The sequence below is a fragment of the Mucilaginibacter sp. P1_D10 genome, assembly GCF_056406215.1.
In genome coordinates this window covers 195,922-211,730 of the sequence record NZ_JBFUAP010000006.1, presented here as the reverse complement: position 1 = coordinate 211,730, position 15,809 = coordinate 195,922, and the positions used below count along the sequence as shown (strand labels likewise).

General features: G+C 47.2%; 13 protein-coding genes. 11 read left to right on the top strand and 2 right to left on the bottom strand.

Annotated elements, in window-relative coordinates:
* The first annotated feature begins 22 nt into the window (after nt 1–22).
* From AC1DYT_RS11530 to AC1DYT_RS11520, 3 genes are all read left to right on the top strand, one after another.
* Nucleotides 23–1,948, top strand: coding sequence for a c-type cytochrome (locus tag AC1DYT_RS11530; protein WP_477469756.1), 1,926 nt, complete (start codon nt 23–25; stop codon nt 1,946–1,948).
* Nucleotides 1,949–2,044: 96 nt separating this feature from the next.
* Nucleotides 2,045–2,812, top strand: coding sequence for a 3-keto-disaccharide hydrolase (locus tag AC1DYT_RS11525; RefSeq protein WP_477469755.1), 768 nt, complete (start codon nt 2,045–2,047; stop codon nt 2,810–2,812).
* 335 nt (nt 2,813–3,147) lie between these two features.
* A complete protein-coding gene (locus AC1DYT_RS11520) occupies nt 3,148–4,776 on the top strand; it encodes a M1 family metallopeptidase (protein ID WP_477469754.1) in 1,629 nt (542 codons plus the stop codon).
* Between the two features lie 103 nt (nt 4,777–4,879).
* On the opposite strand, the gene AC1DYT_RS11515 is transcribed toward AC1DYT_RS11520, so the two are convergent.
* Both AC1DYT_RS11515 and AC1DYT_RS11510 read right to left on the bottom strand, forming a co-directional pair.
* Nucleotides 4,880–5,608 carry an esterase family protein gene (locus AC1DYT_RS11515; protein ID WP_477469753.1) on the bottom strand — a complete coding sequence of 243 codons (729 nt, stop codon included), beginning with the start codon at nt 5,606–5,608 and terminating at the stop codon, nt 4,880–4,882.
* A 62-nt stretch (nt 5,609–5,670) separates the two neighbouring features.
* Nucleotides 5,671–6,267: an SGNH/GDSL hydrolase family protein gene (locus AC1DYT_RS11510; protein WP_477469752.1), complete on the bottom strand. Its 597-nt coding sequence runs from the start codon at nt 6,265–6,267 to the stop codon at nt 5,671–5,673.
* 200 nt (nt 6,268–6,467) lie between these two features.
* Here AC1DYT_RS11510 and AC1DYT_RS11505 point away from each other — a divergent pair, with 200 nt between their 5' ends.
* The 8 genes from AC1DYT_RS11505 (at nt 6,468) to AC1DYT_RS11470 (ending at nt 15,806) form a co-directional block, all read left to right on the top strand.
* Nucleotides 6,468–7,487 (top strand): hypothetical protein, encoded by a 1,020-nt coding sequence (locus AC1DYT_RS11505; protein WP_477469751.1) that lies wholly within the window; start codon nt 6,468–6,470, stop codon nt 7,485–7,487.
* Between the two features lie 203 nt (nt 7,488–7,690).
* Nucleotides 7,691–8,470, top strand: a complete 780-nt coding sequence (locus AC1DYT_RS11500; RefSeq protein WP_477469750.1) for a polysaccharide biosynthesis/export family protein — start codon at nt 7,691–7,693, stop codon at nt 8,468–8,470.
* Nucleotides 8,471–8,484: 14 nt separating this feature from the next.
* Nucleotides 8,485–10,965, top strand: coding sequence for a GumC family protein (locus AC1DYT_RS11495; RefSeq protein ID WP_477469749.1), 2,481 nt, complete (start codon nt 8,485–8,487; stop codon nt 10,963–10,965).
* A 49-nt stretch (nt 10,966–11,014) separates the two neighbouring features.
* Nucleotides 11,015–11,902, top strand: a complete 888-nt coding sequence (locus tag AC1DYT_RS11490; protein ID WP_477469748.1) for an ABC transporter permease — start codon at nt 11,015–11,017, stop codon at nt 11,900–11,902.
* 8 nt (nt 11,903–11,910) lie between these two features.
* On the top strand, nt 11,911–13,215 hold the full coding sequence (locus AC1DYT_RS11485; protein ID WP_477469747.1) for an ABC transporter ATP-binding protein: 1,305 nt from the start codon (nt 11,911–11,913) through the stop codon (nt 13,213–13,215).
* 50 nt (nt 13,216–13,265) lie between these two features.
* Complete coding sequence (locus AC1DYT_RS11480; protein WP_477469746.1) at nt 13,266–14,204, top strand: glycosyltransferase family 2 protein; 939 nt, start codon at nt 13,266–13,268, stop codon at nt 14,202–14,204.
* Nucleotides 14,188–14,802: an acyltransferase gene (locus AC1DYT_RS11475; RefSeq protein ID WP_477469745.1), complete on the top strand. Its 615-nt coding sequence runs from the start codon at nt 14,188–14,190 to the stop codon at nt 14,800–14,802. Before AC1DYT_RS11480 ends, AC1DYT_RS11475 begins: the two co-directional genes overlap by 17 nt.
* Nucleotides 14,803–14,825: 23 nt before the next feature.
* Complete coding sequence (locus tag AC1DYT_RS11470; protein ID WP_477469744.1) at nt 14,826–15,806, top strand: glycosyltransferase family protein; 981 nt, start codon at nt 14,826–14,828, stop codon at nt 15,804–15,806.
* Nucleotides 15,807–15,809 lie beyond the last annotated feature (3 nt).

The following is a 15,809-nucleotide window of genomic DNA, read 5'->3' as shown; positions in this document are numbered from 1 at the left end:
AGACGTTAAAAAGGTTTTTAATATGATGAGAACTGCGAAAGTTATAGGGGCTTTGATGCTTGCTTTATCGTTTGGCCAGCAAGTTTTTGCGCAGGCCGAGTCGCCAAAGGAGGACGACTTTTTTAAGATAATGAAAGTGCCCGCACCTGAGGGTACTATATTAGAGGTGGGCGGCTTATGCACCCTGCCAAATGGCAGCCTGGCGGTAACCACCCGTCGTGGCGATATTTTTATTGTGGAGAATCCAACCAGTCAGCACCCTTTCTTCCGCAAGTTCGCATCGGGCCTGCACGAGGTGCTTGGCGCAGCTTATAAAGATGGTGCCTTGTACGTTGTACAGCGCGGCGAGTTGACCAAATTGGTGGATACCAATATGGATGGCAAAGCCGATGTATTCGAAACAGTGTATGCCTGGCCATTATCGGGTAATTACCATGAGTACAGCTTCGGACCGAAGCTTGCGCCCGATGGCTCATTCTTCGTAACCCTTAACCTGGGTTTCCCGCCGGATTGGTGGCACCCTAAAAGCTTCGTGCCATACCGTGGCTGGGCGCTTAATATTACCGAAGATGGTAAGGTTACCCCATGGGCTGCGGGTTTCCGTTCTCCATGCGGTATCAGCATGATTGATGGTCAGCTTTGGTACAGTGATAACCAGGGCGACTGGGTTGGCTCGGGCAGTATTATGCCGGTTAACAAAGGTGCCTTTATGGGCCACCCCGCCAGCTTGGTTTGGACGAACCTACCAAATTCGCCTTTGAAGCTTACTTCTGACCAATTTTTTGCCAAAAACAACCCACGCATAGAGTTCGACAAAAATGGCCAGCCATTTAAGCCGCTGAACATCGTCGATGAAAAATTCAGGACCGAATTCGAAGCTAAAAAAGAAATCCCCGAGTTGCAGCTGCCGGCCGTTTGGTTGCCGCATGGCATTTTGGGTATTTCCAACTCCGAAATCGTGAAAATACCCGATGGCGTGTTCGGGCCGTTTGCGGGCCAGCTGCTGGTGTGCGATCAGGGCCAGAGCATGGTTGATAGGGTGTTCCTAGAGAAAATAAACGGCGAGTACCAGGGTGCCGCATGGGCCTTCCGCAGCGGTTTCCAGTCGGGCGTAATACGTTTGGCCTGGTTGCCCGATGGCTCATTAGCCGCCGGCGAAACCAACCGTGGCTGGGGTTCGGCAGGGGAAGCCACCATGGGCCTGCAGCGTTTGATATGGAACAACCGCATCCCTTTCGAAATGCGCGCCATCCGCGCCATGCCCGATGGTTTCGAGATAGAATTTACCAAACCTGTTGACAGGAAAGTAGCAGAGGATATTGCCTCTTACTCGGTAGAAAGCTACATCTACAAATACCAGGCAGTTTACGGCAGCCCGCCGGTAGGTACTCAGAAATGCAATATTACAGGCGTTAAGGTATCTGAGGATGGCTTGAAAGCGCGCCTGGTGATAAGCAACCTGCGCCAGCGCTACATCCATACCATTACTTTAGATGGCATCCGCGATAAAGAGAACTACTTTAACCTGGTACACCCAACCGCTTACTACACCCTCAACAACATCCCCGAAGGGCCAAAATTGAGCATGAGCGGCGTGAGCACCAAAAACTCGGCTAAAAGCCCTACGGCTCCGGTTAAGACCGCGCCGGTTAAAGGCAAGCCGTTAAAAACTGCAGCATTGCCCGCTAAGGCGCTTACTTACGATGACGTGAAACCTTTGCTGGCCAAGAACACTTGCTCGGCATGCCATAATCCGGATGCAAGGCAGGTGGGTCCGGCGTTTAAGGATGTAGCGAAGCGTGGTTATACTGTTGCCCAGATAGTGGCCCTGATAAAGAACCCTAAGCCCGAACATTGGCCGGATTACTCTACCCCAATGCCGCCGATGCCACAGGTTAGCAACCCCGATGCCGTGAAGATAGCCACCTGGATAAGGTCGTTGAAATAAGACTAAAAGAATTTGAATAAAAAGATAAGAAAAACGAAGAAATACCCCGATTTTTCTCCGATTTTTAAAGGAAAAACATACCATAAAATGAAGTATATGAGATATAGATTTATAGCAACAGCACTGCTTGCTGGGGCAACCTTCGCGGCAAATGCGCAAAATGCCAAGCCCGAGGATACCGAGTTTTACACCCCTGTGCCGCCGGTGGTTAGTCCGGGTAAGGCCCCTGGCGATGCCCCCGCAGATGCCATCGTTTTATTCGGCGGCAAAAATTTGGATGAGTGGATACTTGTAAAAGATTCTGCCGCTACAGAGAAATGGGATTTGCATAAAGGCTTTTTTACCGTCAATAAAAAGAACGGCGATATATGCACTAAGCGTAAATTCACTGATTTCCAATTACATATAGAGTATCGCATCCCTGCAGATATAGAAGGCAGCGGACAGGGACGTGGTAACAGCGGTATATTTTTAGCCGCCCTGCCATGGGGTGCCGGCGGCTACGAATTGCAGGTATTGGATAACTACGAGAACAAAACCTACACCAATGGCCAGGCAGGCAGCATGTACAAGCAATCGCCGCCGCTGGTGAACGCCTGCCGTAAACCCGGCGAATGGAACTACTACGATGTGGTATGGACGGCCCCCCGTTTCAATGAAGACGGAACGGTAAAAAGCCCCGCCCGCGTAACGGTGATACACAACGGTTTACTGGTACAAAACAACTATGAACTAAAAGGCGATACCCCTTACATCGGCGCGCCGCAGTACCGCAAACATGGCGCGGCACCTATAAAACTACAATCGCACGGCGACCCAAGCAAACCCATCAGCTACCGCAATATTTGGGTAAGGAATTTGTAAGAGCGTTTTACACGAAATATAACAAACATCAACAAAAGTAGTGGTGGCACTATTTTGACAGTACTCGAATATTTTTAATGTTCTGGTTATGAGGTATTTGAAAGCGTTCACGGTGTTCACGCGGCGCTGCGTGAACACTTGATTGGGCAGACCGGGTTCCGTAAGCCACTATAAAAACAAAGAGGTTGTATCAAAATCAAATTGCCCTATTGGCAGAGAGAGATTGATGATACAGCCTCTTTTTATTGTTTGGCCATGCTCATAAAATCGTATCGCGCCTCCCGGGCAAATTTCTGTTGCTAAATGTTTAATTTGCTGGCTCAATTAAATCCGATATGAAAATCTCCCGCCCGTTATTTTACTTCGCCCTTCTGGTAATGTCGACACCTCTGTTTGCGCAGGACCGCAGCATTGCATATATGAGCGCGGGCGGTAAGCTACGCCCCTTGCAGGCCATAATGGATATACGCCATTACACCATTGCGCTGGACGTGGATATCCCTAAAAAAAGTATAGATGGCTATTGCGAAATAAGCCTCATCCTAAGCAAACCTACCGATACCCTGCTTTTCGATTTGGTGCATTTGCTAAATGTGCATAAAGTTGCCGTTGATAAGGGCAGCGCCGCGTTCGAGCAGAAGGGCGATTCGGTACTCATTATCAACAAAGCGGGTTATAAGGCGGGCAAGCATATCATCCGTATCAACTATGGTGGCGAACCGCCCATTGCCGTTAGGCCACCATGGCAGGGCGGCTTCACCTGGACCACCGATAAAGCCGGCAACCCATGGGTAGTTATCAATTGCCAGTTACAGGGCGCAAAACTGTTCCTCCCCTGTAAAGACCACCCCAGCGATGAACCCAACGAGGGGATAGATATGTTCATCACCATCCCCAAGGGCTTATCGGTGGCTGGTCCTGGTTTGCTGCAGGGCGTGAAGAAGGTGGCCGGCAATAAAGCCACCTGGCATTGGAAAACAAACTATACCATCAGCACCTATTGCATGGTGTTCAATATTGCTAAATACAAGGTTTACAGCCGCCCTTATACCACGGTAGATGGGCATACCGTGCCTATACAGTTTTACGTGCTGGAAGAGGATACTGCCCACGCCAACCATGTGCTGGATATCCGCGCCCGCGATACCCGCATATTGGAGAAATACTTTGGCGAGTACCCCTGGGTGAACGAAAAGATAGGCATAGCAGAAGTGCCTAACCCCGGCATGGAGCACCAAACCATGGTTACCTACGGCGATAAATTCAAATACGATAAATATCCCAACGGGCTCGATTACTCGGCCAACCTGTTCCACGAGTTTGGGCACGAGTGGTGGGCCAATAAGGTTACCAACAAAGATTGGGCGCACATGTGGATACAGGAGGGTATTAACACCTATGCGGAAGCACTGTTTTTTAAAGAAACCATGGGCGAAGCAGCATATGATTCGGTAATGGTGAGCCAGCGGGCGGGCATCCGCAACCTTAAGCCCGTGGTGCAGGGCGAAGAGCTGGATATGGCCGTAGTGTACACCGGCGACGTGTACGCAAAAGGCTCATTCTTTATGCATACCATGCGGCATGTGCTGGGCGATAGCGTGTTTTTCCCGCTGCTGAAGAAGTTTGTTACCGATGTAAAGTACCCTTATAATCGCTTTTTTACCACGCAGGATGTGCAGCAGTACTTTTGCAAAGGCTCGGGCCGCGACCTGAACGCGTTATTCGATTTCTACTTGCGCACCACCAATACCATGGATTTCGAGATGAGGAAATCACGACCTGATATTTACACCCTCAGTATCAAAAACAGCCCGATGGACCTTGATCTGGACATCCTCACCGGTACTGGCATCGTCCATACTACCATCAAAGCCAACAAAGCCACCCCGTTGAAAATCACGAGCAAAACCCTACCGGTGATTGACCCTAAAGGATGGTATTTTAAGCGGGTAATTATGCAGTAGTTGGGGGTGAGGACGGTACACTGCCGTCTTCTTTACTTCATCATTCGATATTGGGCGTGCGGTGTTCGATATTTAACCCCGGTGGTTAATATCTAAACCCGGCTTACAAATACAATTGCACCATCTTTTTCCAGTACCGCGGCCGGTGGGCGTAATTATCCCATACGTAAAACTCATTGGGGATGCCTTTATCCCAAAGCAGGCGGCTAATCTCGTGGTTGTTGAACAGGAAAGGGTCGGTTTGGCCAATGGCTAATATAATGCTAAGCTGGCGCAGGGCGGCCAGCATGGGTTCCTCATGCATGTTGGCCACGTACTGCCCCGGCATGTTAAAGTAAACTTCGGGGTTGTGGAAACCATCGAACAAATCGTTGAAGTTGTCTATTTGTCGGGTAAGGTCGTACCGGCCGCTCATGCTCACTATTTTCTTAAAAACATGCGGATATTTTAGGCCGATATTGAGCGCATGGTATGCACCCATGCTGCAGCCAGCAGTTTCGAAGTATCCGCTGCTGTTTTTTTGGCTCATGAGGGGCAAAACCTCGTTAAGCAGGTATTCCTCGTACTGTAAATGCCGGGCAATACGTGTGGATGGATGGGCCCAGCGGTTATAGAAGCTCTCGGCGTCTATGCTGTCTACGCAAAAAAGCTGTATCTCGCCGCTGTTTATCTTATACTGCAGGGCATCTATCACGCCCCAGTCCTCGTAATCGTAAAACCGGGCCATACGGGTGGGGAAAAACAGCACCGCCCGCCCGGCATGGCCGAAGATTAAAAGCTCCATGTTGCGCTGCAACCTGGGGCTGTACCATTTATGATATTCCCTGTTCATTCCACCATAACCTTACGTGCCGAAATATCTTTACTACATGTTACCTGCGCGTAAACAGCAGGTTAACTATTAACAATAATTTTACTCCTGATAACTTGCTTCCAAACCTGGTAGCCGGCACTGCTTAGGTGTAGCCCGTCGCCCGCAAACAGGGCCTTCTGCGGGTAGCCCTTAGCATCCAGCATCGGCTTAAAAATATCTATAAATTGCCAGTTGTTTCCTCGTTTTATTACTTCGTTCTCGATGATATTGTTGGTGTATTTAAACTGATCTGCCATGGGCCAGCGTGTTATACTTGGCTTAAGCGAAATAAAATAGCAGGGGATATTACCAAAGCGTTGGTTTGCCTTTACTACCATTTGTTGAAAAAAAATAAACACCTCTTCGGGGTTGCGGCCATCGCCAAGGTCGTTGTCACCCGCATAGATGATTAACCGCTTAGGGCTGTAATTGACCATCACCCTATCAAAAAACCAAACGCATGCCGCCAGAGTAGAGCCTCCGAAACCAAGGTTAATGGGGTTAAGGTCGGCAAAATCCTCTTTAAGTGTAGTCCACAGCCTTACCGACGAACTGCCGTAAAAGACAGTTTCGGCGCTGTAGCCTGCTTTCAGGCTTTTCTTTTCGAGGCCTTTTATATCATCTTCGTACCAATACATGCTGCATTTATGTTTAATCCGGCACGCAAAAATGGTAGCGTGTTATCGTTCTAACTGTCCCAAACCTAAAAATTCTTTGGGTAGTTTGTAGCGGGAAGGCCAAAATTTTGTGCTGGGGCGACGCTTTTATACCTCCACAACCCCGATGCGCTATTGCTTTGATGACCGAAAATATTATTTTTGTTCAAAATACCTACCGAATGAAAATAAAAGATACGGCACATCCTGCACAAGTAGTACAGCAAGGTTTGCCTGTTTTCTTTTTGCAATTAGGGGAAAACACCAGTTTGTTTTTCGACAAGATACTGAAACAGGCTGTGCAATCGAACGGTAAGGATAATGTTTACGTACTTACCGATACCAATTTTGCCGACTACCGCAACTACAACTGCATCGATGTTTCTAAGTACACAAAAGGCGTAAAGGAGTTTGATAAGGTTTACGAGCATCACTCCATCAACCCGTTTTTTTTTGAGAAAGCCTGTTTCGACAGGTGGTTCATCATTAACGATATTGCCAAAGAGCTTGGCATAACGTATTTTGTGCATGCCGATTGCGACGTGCTGATACTGCAGGATCTGAAGCCCATTTACCACGAATACATCAAAGATAAATACGATGGCACCATGATGTTTTTTGAGTTGGGCGAGCGGAGCGTAACATCGGGTCACACTTCTTTTTGGAACACCAAACTTATCAACGATTTCTGCAATTTTGTTTTAGCCAGGTATGCCGATAAGCCAGCCTTTGAAATTGTTTTGAAGGATACCCTGGCAGGTAAATTTTTAGATAACAAAAACGTATCTGATATGATACTGTTGGATGTTTTCCGTACCGAAGCAAAACCAAATACCCTCAATTTGCTTTCGTTGGAAAAAGAGGGCATCAGCTTCGATTTTAATGTGAACGTGCCCTTTAACGGTTGCAAGCATTATTTTGAAACCACCGCCGGCACCAAAATAAAGAAGATGTACCGCCGCAAAGATGGTTTATACGCAAAAGTAGCTGATACCTCGGGCGAGCCGCTTTACTATAAGTTTTATACGCTGCACTTCCAGGGATATTTAACTAAAACGCTTATACCGCTACATGCCAGCCCGCAAAATGTTATAGAACATGCCGATAATTACGTTTCGGCTAAGGCGCATAATTGGGTGCGCAGGGCTAAGCTATATAAAAACAACGTGCGCGACAGGGTTAAGAAAATACTGGGAAAATAAACCTAAATTAGCGCAGGAAGCGTGCAAAACACAGGTGTCTGCACATTTAATTATTTTTAGATAAAAACACGTTAAATTTTATTATTTTTAGAAAATAAGTCCATTATATTAAAAAAGTAAAATAATATTGCTTAATTATTTTTAAGTTTGCAACAAGCTCTCGTTATTTTAAGAGATACAATGGCCATACCGCTGAAAAATTTATGAAAAAAACCACCTTCTCCTTGCTTGCCATTTCGCTGGCTTTTGTGGCATCATCATTCCTAAGTTCATGTATCAGTAGCCGAAAGCTAGCTTATTTCAATAACATTCAAAAAGACAGCACGGCTGCAATAACCGAGCAGCGGCTGGAAACCAAAATAAACGTGGCCGATTTGTTGCAAATCAATATATCCACGCTCGATCCGCAAACCACCGTTATCTTAAATAACTCTACAGCGGTGAATTCTGGCCAGGGCGGCCTTAGCGGATACCTGGTAGACGAAACCGGGAATATTAAGATGCCACTTTTAGGTAGCTTAAAAGCCGAGGGCTTAACCAAAATACAGCTAGCCGATTATATTACCAATACCCTGCTAAGTAAACAGATAGCCAAAAACCCCATCGTAAACGTTAGGATAGTTAATTTTAAGGTTACTGTTTTAGGCGAAGTTGGCCACCCCGGCGTAATATCTGTACCCAACGAACGTATTACCTTGCCCGAAGCTTTAGCCTCGGCCGGCGACCTTACGCTATATGGCAAACGCAGCAACGTGCTTTTGATAAGGGAAGTTGACGGCAAACGCACCTGGAAACGCTTCAGCCTTAACGAAAGCCAGTTATTCGATAAAGATATTTACAACCTGCAAAACCAGGATATAATTTACGTAGAGCCAAATAACGCAAGGGCCGCGTCTTCAGATCGCACCACCCAGCTGATACCGTACTTCTTTAGTGCCGCATCGCTTTTGATCGTTATCTATTTACAGTTTATCAAAAAATAACATTTGTCCTGTTAATGAAAAACACTGCCCAGTCTACCAATGTTTCCAATCCGTTTGAGGGGACTACCTCAAAAAACGCAGTAGGCGCAATAGCGTTCAGGTACTTGCCTTTTTGGCCGATATTCGTATTCACCATCGTGGTATCGCTTACCATAAGCTACTTCTATATCCATTATCAAACCCCAATCTATGAAGCCAATACCACCATTTTGCTTAAAGATTCGAGAGGGGGCGGCGCTGATGGCGCAAACGTGCTGGAAGCTTTGGGTTTGGCCAATGGCTCAAAAACGGTAGACAACGAGATAGAGGTGTTAAAATCGCGCGTGCTGATGGAGCAGGTGGTGAAGGATTTGGGCTTGTATGCGCAGGTTTACAATAAAGGCGCGCTGCGCGATATTTTGATTTACCCCAACCCGGTTAAGTTTATCGCCCTCAACCCCGAGGATTTGAAAAACTCGCCAGATTTGCCTATCTCATTCGAGTACCTGCCAACTAAGAATTATATCAAAATTGCGGGCAAGCCATATGCGTTAGGCTCGCCGGTGCGCACCCCTTATGGCGATTTTATCATCAACCCTGTTAAGCTGGATAAATCGTTGTCGGCCCAGGTGTTCAAAGGCGAATACTACCTGCAAATCCGCAATATCAAAACAGCTGCCAAATTCACGCAAAGTGCGTTGGTGGTGGCATCGGCAGTAAGGTCGTCGTCGCTGATATCGCTTAAGTTGGTAGATCAGGTACCCATCAGGGCCGAGGATATCCTGAATAACCTTGTACGCGTTTACAACGAGACAGGCATTTCAGAAAAAAAMCAAACTGCGCTTAATACCCTCAACTTTATCAACGAGCGGTTGGTGCTGGTAACCAAAGAACTCTCCGGCGTAGAGACCGAGATGCAGGATTATCGCCAAAGTCAGGGGATAGTGGATCTTTCTGCCGAAGGCCGCAACTATATAGATAACGCAAGGCAAAACACCAGCCAGCTTGCGCAGATGCAAATACAGTTGGATGTACTTAGCCAGATAGAGAGATACATCGTGCGGAAGGGGAATACCACAGGTACAGTACCTTCTACGCTTGGTATTTCTGACCCTATACTGCTGCAGTTGCTTGATAAGCTTTACACTGCCGAGCTTGAACTGACCAACCTGCGCCAAACCGCAGGCGAGAATTCGCCGCCGGTAATGGCCGTGCAGGAACGTATAAACCAGATAAAACCAGGTTTGTTAGAAAACCTGAATGCGTTGCGCCAAAACCTGCTGACTACCCAAAACCGTTTGAAGGCCGAAGGCAGCATCAATTCATCGCAATTGCGCGGCGTACCACAAAAAGAGCGTAAGTTTTTGGAGATAAGCCGCCAGCAGGCCATCAAAAACAATATTTATACCTTGCTGCTTACCAAACGCGAGGAGGTTGCTTTATCGCGTGCGGCCACTGTTCCGGATAGCCGCGTTATCAACTATGCCGAAAGCAAAGGCACGCCGGTAAAACCTATACCTATCAACATTTACCTGGTGGGGCTTTCAATAGGCGTAATAGTAGGTATCTTGTTCGTGCTGGTAAGGGAACAATACAACCAGGAGGTGCTGTTCCGTTCGGAGATTGAACGGAAGACGGATGCTACCGTGCTGGCCGAGATTTTGCACGATGATAGCGGCGAAACGCTGGTTATCAAAGATGGCAGCCGAACGGTTATTGCAGAGCAATTCAGGGCCTTGCGTACCTCGCTCAACTTCATAGGCATACAGGGCGATAAAAAAACGATTTTGGTTACCTCATCTATATCGGGCGAGGGCAAGAGCTTCACAGCCATCAACCTTGCAGTGAGTTTGGCGTTAACAGGCAAGAAGGTAGCGATACTGGAATTCGACTTGCGCAAGCCCAAAATCAGCAAGATGATGGAAATTAGTCAGGAACCAGGTATCAGTAACTATATGGCAGGGCTGGCAACTTACGAAGAGATATGTCTGTCTATGCAAGACAGGGATATCCCGGGCCTTGTTATTTTGCCTGCAGGCACCATACCGCCCAACCCTACCGAGCTGATGCTGAACGGCAGGCTGGATGTGCTGATGGATAAGATTAAAGCAGAGTTCGATTACGTATTGATTGACTCGCCTCCGATTGGTTTGGTTACCGATGCCAAGATCCTGAATAAATATGTTGATGCTTGTTTATACATGGTAAGGCACAAATACACGCCTAAATACTACTTAAACCTCATCGATCACATTTACACCAATAACGAGCTGAGCAACGTCAACATCATCTTCAACGGCTTAAAACTCCGTGGTATATTGGGCCGTTACGGCCAGGGTTATGGTGCGGGCTACGGCTACGGTTACGGCTATGGTTACGGCTATGGTTATGGCTATGGCTATGGCTACGGTTACGGCTACACTCAGGAAGCCGACAAGAGCAAGAGGGGCATAAAAGGCCTGCTTTCAGCCATTTTCAAGAAACCCGCTAAAAAGAGTAAAAAATCGCAAAACTAAAGGCTACCCGGCTTAATATGCGTAAGAGGATAAACAGTAACAAATTATAATGGAGCAGGATACGACACATCAGGAGTGGGATCTGGAAATTAAACCTCATGATACCGTTTTCAACCTTCATTTAAAGGATGTTTGGAACTACCGCGATTTGCTTTGGCTGTTGGTGCGCCGCGATTTTGTATCGTTTTACAAGCAGACAGTTTTAGGCCCGCTGTGGTTTTTTATCCAGCCCATATTCACTACCATCGTTTTCACATTCGTATTTGGCGGACTTGCCAAAATAGGCACGAGCCATATTCCGCAGCCTTTATTTTATATGGCCGGCACTATTGCCTGGAATTATTTTGCCGATTGCCTCACCAAAACTTCCACCGTTTTTAGGGACAACGCCAGCATATTTGGCAAGGTTTATTTCCCCCGGTTAATTATGCCGCTGAGTATAGTGGTATCTAACCTGGTGAAATTTGGTGTTCAGTTTGGCCTGTTTTTGATTGTATTTGTTTATTACCTAATCCAATACCATTACTTCCCCGAAAATTTAAAGCAAGGAGATAAGGTTGAGCCTAACCTATTTGTATTACTATTCCCCATAATAATAGCCCTCATGGCAATACTTGGGCTGGGCCTTGGCTTAATTATTACTGCTCTTACAACCAAATACCGCGATTTGGCGTTTGTAGTAACCTTTGGCATGCAATTATTAATGTATGCTACGCCCGTTATATACCCTTTGTCAGAGGCTTCGCCAAAGTACCACACGCTTATCAAACTAAACCCCATGACCGGGCTTATAGAGACCTTTAGGTATGGTTTTACAGGCGGCGGGCAGTTTTACCAGGATTCGTTTGTGTACAGCGTGGTGGCCAGTTTGGTGATATGCATGCTTGGCCTCATTATTTTTAATAAAGTGGAAAAAGATTTTGTTGATACCGTTTAATTTTGGCTATGGGCGATATTGCTATAAAAGTTGAAGATTTATCTAAAGCGTATCAGCTGGGCGATTTCGGCACCGGCACCCTTAGCCGCGATATCGAACGTAAGTGGGCATTGCTGCGGGGGAAAGAAGATCCCTTTTTGCGCGTAGGCGAAACCAACGACCGCTCTACCGCGGGCACCAGCGATGTGGTATGGAGCTTGAAAGATATCAACTTCGAAATAAAAAAGGGTGATGCCGTTGGCGTGATAGGCCGCAACGGCGCAGGCAAAAGCACCTTACTTAAAGTGCTCAGCCGCGTAACGGTGCCAACAGTGGGTTCGGTTAAGATTATGGGCCGTGTGGCAAGCTTGCTTGAAGTAGGCACAGGTTTCCACCCCGAGCTTACCGGCCGCGAGAATATTTTCCTGAACGGCGCGATCCTGGGCATGCGCAAGCACGAGATAAAAAAACACTTTGATGCCATAGTGGATTTTGCCGGGGTAGAACGTTATATAGATACACCTGTAAAACGCTACAGCAGCGGTATGTATGTAAGGCTTGCTTTCGCGGTAGCAGCGCATCTGGAGAGCGAGATACTGATCGTAGATGAGGTACTGGCCGTTGGCGATGCCGAGTTCCAGAAGAAATGCCTGGGCAAAATGGGCGAGGTAAGCAAGGGCGAAGGCCGCACGGTACTATTCGTAAGCCATAATATGGCGGCCATAAGCAACCTGTGTTCCAAATCTATATTGCTGAAACACGGGCAGTTGCAAACTATGGATTACACGCATACGGTTATAGATAAATACATCCGCACCGGCGAAAATACCGACGGGCAGGCGAATTTAGAGGATATCATCGTAAAGCAAGCCTCCACAAAAGTGGGTTTTTACGCGTTGAGGTTATTATCGCGCAGCAAAGGCATAACTGCCGATTTTGCCATAAACGAAGATATCATCGTAGAGATAGAGTACGATGTGTACGAAGACGGTGCAATTATACAGCCAAGCATCCATTTGCTTGATACCATGGATACCTGTATTTTTGCCACGTTCAGCGCGCCATCGGCCTCAACTACTGTAGATAAATTTTATAACAAGCCGCTGCGGAAGGGCAGGTACAAATCTACCTGTGTAATCCCGGGGAGTTACTTAAACGATAAGAATTACAAGATAAATGCATTCCTGGTGCCCGAGGATATGGCAAATATGGCTATTGCCGAAGGCGTTTTGGCCTTTACGGTGATAGAAACCGGCGATATGCGCAAAGAGTACACCGGCGACTGGTGGGGCGTAGTGCGCCCTAAACTGGCCTGGGATACTCAAGCTATCTAAAATAGCTGCTGCTTTTGGCGGCTATCTTAATATATACACGTGAGTTTACTATGGTGCAACCACTCATAACAATTGCGATACCAACATACAACAGGGCACAGCTGCTAAGCCAGTGCCTCGATGCCTTGTTGTCGCAATTGAGCGATGCGGTGAAGCCGCTGGTAGAGTTCGTGGTATCAGACAACTGCTCGCCCGATGATACGCAGGCCGTAGTGATGGGATATATTGCCAAAGGCTATAGCATAGCTTATAACCGACACAGCGGGAACATCGGGGCCGACCGCAACATCGCTTCCTGCTTCACCAAAGCATCGGGCAAGTACGTGTGGGTTTTTTCCGACGACGACTTTTTGCTGCCGGGCTACCTAAAGTTTATTATCGACCTGCTGCAGCAGCAGGAGTGGGGCACGCTTTACATCAATACCCTTTGGTATAGCGGCGAGTATGCCGGCAAAACCACACTCCCTACCGGTATCAACCTAAAAAAATTCGACGATCCGCTAGAGTATATAGGGCAGGTAAGCTATTGGACCACCTTCATCACCGGCAACATTATCAATAAATCGCTTATCGGCGATACAGCTTATATCGAAGAGTTTTGCGAAAGCAACCTGGTACAACTGAGCTGGACCCTGCCCGCTGCTTTTAAAGGTAAGCCAAACGGCGTCATCAATGATAAGATACTCGCCTGCCGGGCAGATAATACCGGCGGTTACAAGTTGCTGAAGGTATTCGGCACCAATTTTAACGAGGTGATGAGCCGCTTGATAGCTATGGGCTTGATTGATAAACGCGTAAAGCGCATCATGAACCACCATCTGCTGAGCACCTTTTTCCCGATGTTTATCAACAGGCCGGGCAAAAGCTTCGAAAAAGAGAACCCGTTTAAGATAATGGTACCTGTGTTTTGGAACTATAAGTCGTTTTGGTTTAAAATATTCCCCCTGCTATTTAAAAATCAATACTTAAGGCATGTCGGCACTCAATAATTTTATTGGTAAGATATTTTACAAGGTAATAGCGTCGGGTTCGTACACCGGCCGTACCGATGATGCCCGGGAATTGGCCTTATATGGCAAGCTTAAGTTCCGCGGCGAAAAATGCACCCTGCCGCTGCAGGCTATCATCAAGAACCCGCAATACATCTCCATCGGCAAAAAATTCTCGGCACTGTATAACCTGCGCCTGGAAGCCTGGGATAAATACGAAACACAAACCTTTACCCCCGAGCTTACCATAGGCGAATGGGTAAGCATGGGTACCGATGTGCACATCGGCTGCATCAACAAAGTGGTTATAGGCAATCACGTGCTGATGGCCAGCCGCATTTACATTAGCGACCACGCCCACGGCGATACCACCGCCGCTGATTTGGCCTTGCCGCCTATAAAAAGGCCGCTGGTGTCGCGCGGGCCGGTAATTATAGAGGATAACGTTTGGATAGGCGAGGGAGCGTGCATTATGCCCAACGTGCGCGTGGGCAAAAATGCGGTTATCGGCGCTAATGCAGTGGTAACTAAGGATGTGCCCGCAAATGCCGTAGTGGGTGGCGTACCTGCGAAAATTATAAAGGTGGTTGAGGTATAAACCATAAAAAGACGGAAAGATAAATGAAGGTAGCTTATACCATATGTGCTAATAATTACCTGGCTTCGGCAAAGGTGTTGAAGGAGAGTTTTGCAAAGCATCACCCGGATATCCCCTTGTTTATTGTTTTGGTGGATAAGAAATCGCAGGCGTTGAATTACGATGAGTTTTGCGGCGATAGCATCCTTTTTGTAGACCAATTGATTGATTTGGACATAGATGTAATGAGCCTGAAATTCAGCCTCGCCGAGCTTTGCACCACGGTAAAGCCCTTCGTTTTTAAGCACTTTTTTAAGCAATACGACACTGTTGCATACATCGACCCGGATATAAAGGTTTATGCGCCGATGACGGACGTTTGGGAGGCACTGGAAAAATACACCTTTGTACTAACCCCTCACCTGATGAATCCGGTGGACGATGGCAAGATCCCCAGCGATTTTTATACCCTGCGCACCGGCATTTTCAACCTTGGCTTTTTGGGCCTGGCCAAAGGTGCCGAACTGGAAAAATTTTTGAACTGGTGGGGCGAACGCCTACTGGTTTATGGCTATACCAATTGGGATAAAGGCATGTTTTACGATCAGATATGGGCCAACTATATTCCTGTAATGTTCGATAATTACCTTATCCTGAAACATTACGGCTATAATGTAGCCAACTGGAACTGGCACGAGCGTACGCTAGCTAAAAGCGGCGATGGTTACACCGTAAACGGCAAATATCCGCTGGTGTTTTTCCATTTCAGCAGCTACAGGTATGCAACGCCAATGGTGCTTTGCAAATATAATACGCGTTACAATCGCTTCAACAGGCCAGATATTGCCGAAGTGGTGGATGAGTATTACGCCAGCCTGAAAGCCGCAGGTGCCGATAAGGCAAAAGAAATACCTGCCGTTTACCAGGAACAGTTTCTGGTGCAGGAACTGAAGATGTTTGCGGCGCGCCCGCTAAAAGAAAAAATAAGGAACAGGCTCACTAAAATAGTGGAGCGGATATTTTAGTAA